We start from the raw sequence: 3,740 nt of genomic DNA on the forward strand, positions 1-3,740 counted from the left end.
GGTTTGCACCGCTGGATCTGATCAAGGTCTGATCAACTGCGGATCTGCGTGATTTGAGTTCGCCAGGCCAGCCACAGCTTGCGCAGCGGCGTCAGGTCGGTGCGCTGCGTGAGCACCTGGAAGCCGTCGGCCTCCACCTCATCGAGCAGGCGCATGGCCAGCACGCCGCGGATCAGCGCCGAGCGCTGGGCACGGCGGTCTTCGGCGGGCAATGCGGCCAGGGCTTCCTTGTACGTTGTACGGGCGCGCTCGGCCTGGAACGCCATCAATGGCTTGAAGCCATCTGCATAGCGGCGGTTGAACAGATCCGCCGCCGGCACGTTAAAGCGCTGCAGTTCGTCCACGGGAACGTAGACGCGGTTGTGGCGCACGTCTTCCCCCAGGTTGCGGATGAAGTGGACCAACTGCTCGGCCAGCGACAGCAGCCGGGCGAATTCCAGCGTGCGCGCATGCGTGTGGCCAGCGATGCGCGCTGCCAGACGGCCCGCGACACCGGCTACCTGATCGCCGTGGCGACGCAGGTTGGGCCAATCCAGATAGCGGTTCTGCATCGCGTCAGCTTCCACGCCGGCCAGCAGTTCGCCCAGGTGCACCGCGCCAATGTCATGGGCTGACAGATGCGGTTGCAGCGCCTTGGTGGCGGGGTGATCCGGGCGCCCTTCGAACAAACGGGCCAACTCCAGGCGCCACCATTGCAACTTCGACTGCACGACTGCCGGGTCCGTCGCATCACGCACGGCATCTTCGAGTTCACGTCGCACGGCTTCCAGCGCGATGGTTGCGCGACGGCGCTCGGGCGTCAGAAACAATACGCTGTAGTACACGTCGCTGCCGGGCGGGGCGGCCTTGTCGGCGCAGTAGTCGTCGGGGGTCACGGAAGGGGCCGTCGCAGTGGACGCGCTTTGGGAAATAGGCAGGGCGGCCATTTTACATGGCGCTGCGGTGCAGCATGTAAGGGGCCGCTGCTAGGCGACCAGCAATAAAAGTCAATCAGACAACGCCGTGTCGTTGACCCTGCGCATTGCCGTGGGTATATTACTGACCGGTCAGTTATTTACTGAGAGCGTGTCATGCCCGCCGTGCCTGCGATGTGTCCTTCGTACCCGCATTCCGACTCCACCGGTTTTACCGGGGCCACTGACCGGCATTTTCGGTCGCGCGGGCGCTTCTCGTCGCTGGCAGTATCTGCCGCATTGCTGACGGGCGCGGCGCTGTTGGCCGGTTGCGGCAAAGAGCAGCCTAAAACGCCCGAAGTACGCCCCGTGCGCACCATGACGGTCACCAGCGAGCAAGGCGCCGGCACCGCAGAATTCTCCGGTGATGTGCGCCCGCGCATTGAGTCGCGCTTGGGCTTTCGCGTGCCGGGCAAGATCGTTGCGCGGCTGGTCGACGTGGGGGCCACGGTCAAGAAAGGGCAGGTACTGGCCCGCCTGGACCCAGCCGATCTGGCGTTGGCGCAGCAATCCGCCCAGGCCCAGTTATCGGCGGCCAAGACCGACCGCGATCTGGCTGCGGCCGATCTCAAACGTTTCTCTGAGCTCTTTGCCAAGGGCTTCATCAGCGCTGCTGAGCAGCAACGCCATCAAGCCAATTTCGACGGCGCGCAGGCTCGCTACGACCAGGCCGCCGCTGGCTACCGCAACCAGTCCAATCAAGCCGCCTACGCCACGCTCGAAGCCGATGCGGATGGCGTAGTGACGGGCGTCGACGCCGAGGTCGGGCAGGTGGTGTCTGCTGGCCAGCCGGTCGTGCGTGTGGCGCAGACGGCCGAGAAGGAGGTTGTGGTCGGCATTCCCGAGGACCAGGTGGACACGCTGCGCAAATCGCCCGACGTGAGCGTCAAGCTGTGGGCTGATCAGTCGCGCAGCATTCCGGGCAAGGTGCGCGAGATTGCGCCAGCGGCCGACCCGCTCACGCGGACGTACACCGTGAAGATTTCGATCCCGAACCCGCCGCCCGACCTGAAGCTGGGCATGACGGCGGTGGCCAGGTTCGTGCGGCCAAGCGGTGGTGCAGACAGCGGTGGCATGGGCGTGCGCGTACCGATCAGCGCATTGCTGCAGGAGCAGGGCAAGAACGTGGTGTGGCTGTATGACGCCGCGTCGCAAACGGTCAAGCCAGTGCCGGTGACGGTGGGCGAGCCACGCGACAACGTGTTGCTGGTGACCAGCGGCCTTGCACCCGGCCAGACCATCGTGACCGCCGGCGTGCACCTGCTCAAGGCCGGCCAGAAAGTGATGCCGATGGCGCCCGCGGATCAGCCGTCGGCCCAGTCCGCTATCACGCCGCGCCGCTAAGTCGCGCTTCCTGCCCAAACACGCCTACCTTCGCGCGCATGGAACATTCCCGTTTCAACCTGTCACGCTGGGCGCTTGAGCATCAACCGCTCACGCGTTTTTTGCTGGTGGCGCTGCTGCTCGGCGGCATCTTTGCGTATTCCAAGCTGGGGCAGGACGAAGATCCGCCCTTCACCTTCCGCGCGATGGTGGTGCAGGCCTTCTGGCCCGGTGCCACGGCCGAGCAGATGTCGCGCCAAGTGACCGACAAGATCGAGAAGGCGCTGCAGGAAGTGCCGTACGCCTGGAAGATTCGCAGCTACTCCAAGCCTGGTGAAACGCTGGTCACGTTCCAGTTGGCCGACACGTCGCCTGCCAAGGAAACGCAGCAGCTCTGGTACACGGTGCGCAAGAAGGTGGGCGACATCGCACCCACCTTGCCGCAGGGTGTGCGCGGGCCGTACTTCAACGACGATTTCGGTGATGTGTACGGCTCGATCTACGCGCTGTCCGCCGACGGCTTTACCTACCGTCAACTCAACGACTACGCCGATTCGATCCGCCAGCAACTGCTGCGCGTGCCCAACGTCGCCAAGGTTGAGCTGCTGGGCGATCAGGACGAGAAGATCTACATCGAGTTCCAGCAGGCCAAGCTGGCGCAGATGGGGTTGGACATCAACAGCATCGCCACGCAGATTGGCCAGCAGAACAACATCGGCCCGAGCGGCGTGCTGGTCACGCCGACCGACAATGTACAAATCCGCCTGTCGGGCCAGTTCTCCGACATTCGTGATCTAGAGAACCTGACGCTGCGCGGCCCTGGCGGCACGACCAATATCCGCCTGGGCGACATCGCTACGGTAACGCATGGCTACGTTGACCCGCCGCACGCCAAGATGCGCTTCAACGGCAAGGAGGTTATCGGCCTGGGCATCTCGATGACCAAGGGCGGCGACATCATCCAGCTCGGCAAGGACCTGCGCGCCACGGTCGATAAGATCCGCGCGAAGCTGCCGGTCGGTATCGAGATGGAGCAGGTGCAGAACCAGCCGAAATCGGTGCAGAGCTCGGTGGGTGAGTTCGTACACGTGCTGATCGAAGCGGTTGTGATTGTGCTGGGCGTGAGCTTCCTTTCTCTGGGCCTGCACACCAAGCCCAAGCTGCGCATTGATGTGTGGCCGGGTCTGGTGGTGGGCCTGACGATCCCGCTCGTGCTGGCGGTGACGTTCCTGTTCATGAACATCTTCGACATCGGCCTGCACAAGATATCGCTCGGTGCGCTGATCATCGCGCTGGGCCTGCTGGTGGACGACGCGATCATCGCGGTCGAGATGATGGTGCGCAAGCTGGAAGAGGGCTTCTCCAAGATGGAGGCCGCCACCTTTGCGTACACCTCCACCGCCATGCCGATGCTGACCGGCACGCTCATCACCGCCACGGGCTTCTTGCCGGTGGGGCTGGCGC

3 protein-coding genes are annotated in these 3,740 nt (G+C 64.2%); 2 read left to right on the forward strand and 1 reads right to left on the reverse strand.

What is annotated here, in order from left to right:
- Positions 1–32: 32 nt before the first annotated feature.
- The gene (hpnD, locus tag JHD73_RS27060) at positions 33–875 is read right to left on the reverse strand and encodes a presqualene diphosphate synthase HpnD (RefSeq protein WP_368735566.1); all 843 of its coding nucleotides are present in this window, start codon (positions 873–875) and stop codon (positions 33–35) included.
- 204 nt (positions 876–1,079) lie between these two features.
- Here hpnD and JHD73_RS27065 point away from each other — a divergent pair, with 204 nt between their 5' ends.
- Together JHD73_RS27065 and JHD73_RS27070 are read left to right on the forward strand one after the other, a co-directional pair.
- Positions 1,080–2,297 (forward strand): efflux RND transporter periplasmic adaptor subunit, encoded by a 1,218-nt coding sequence (locus JHD73_RS27065; RefSeq protein WP_199033223.1) that lies wholly within the window; start codon positions 1,080–1,082, stop codon positions 2,295–2,297.
- A gap of 38 nt (positions 2,298–2,335) precedes the next feature.
- A partial coding sequence (locus tag JHD73_RS27070) for an efflux RND transporter permease subunit (protein WP_199033222.1) occupies positions 2,336–3,740 on the forward strand: 1,405 nt, incomplete at its 3' end.

Source organism: Ralstonia sp. ASV6 (genome assembly GCF_016429285.1).
In the GTDB taxonomy this organism is placed as follows: domain Bacteria; phylum Pseudomonadota; class Gammaproteobacteria; order Burkholderiales; family Burkholderiaceae; genus Ralstonia; species Ralstonia flaminis.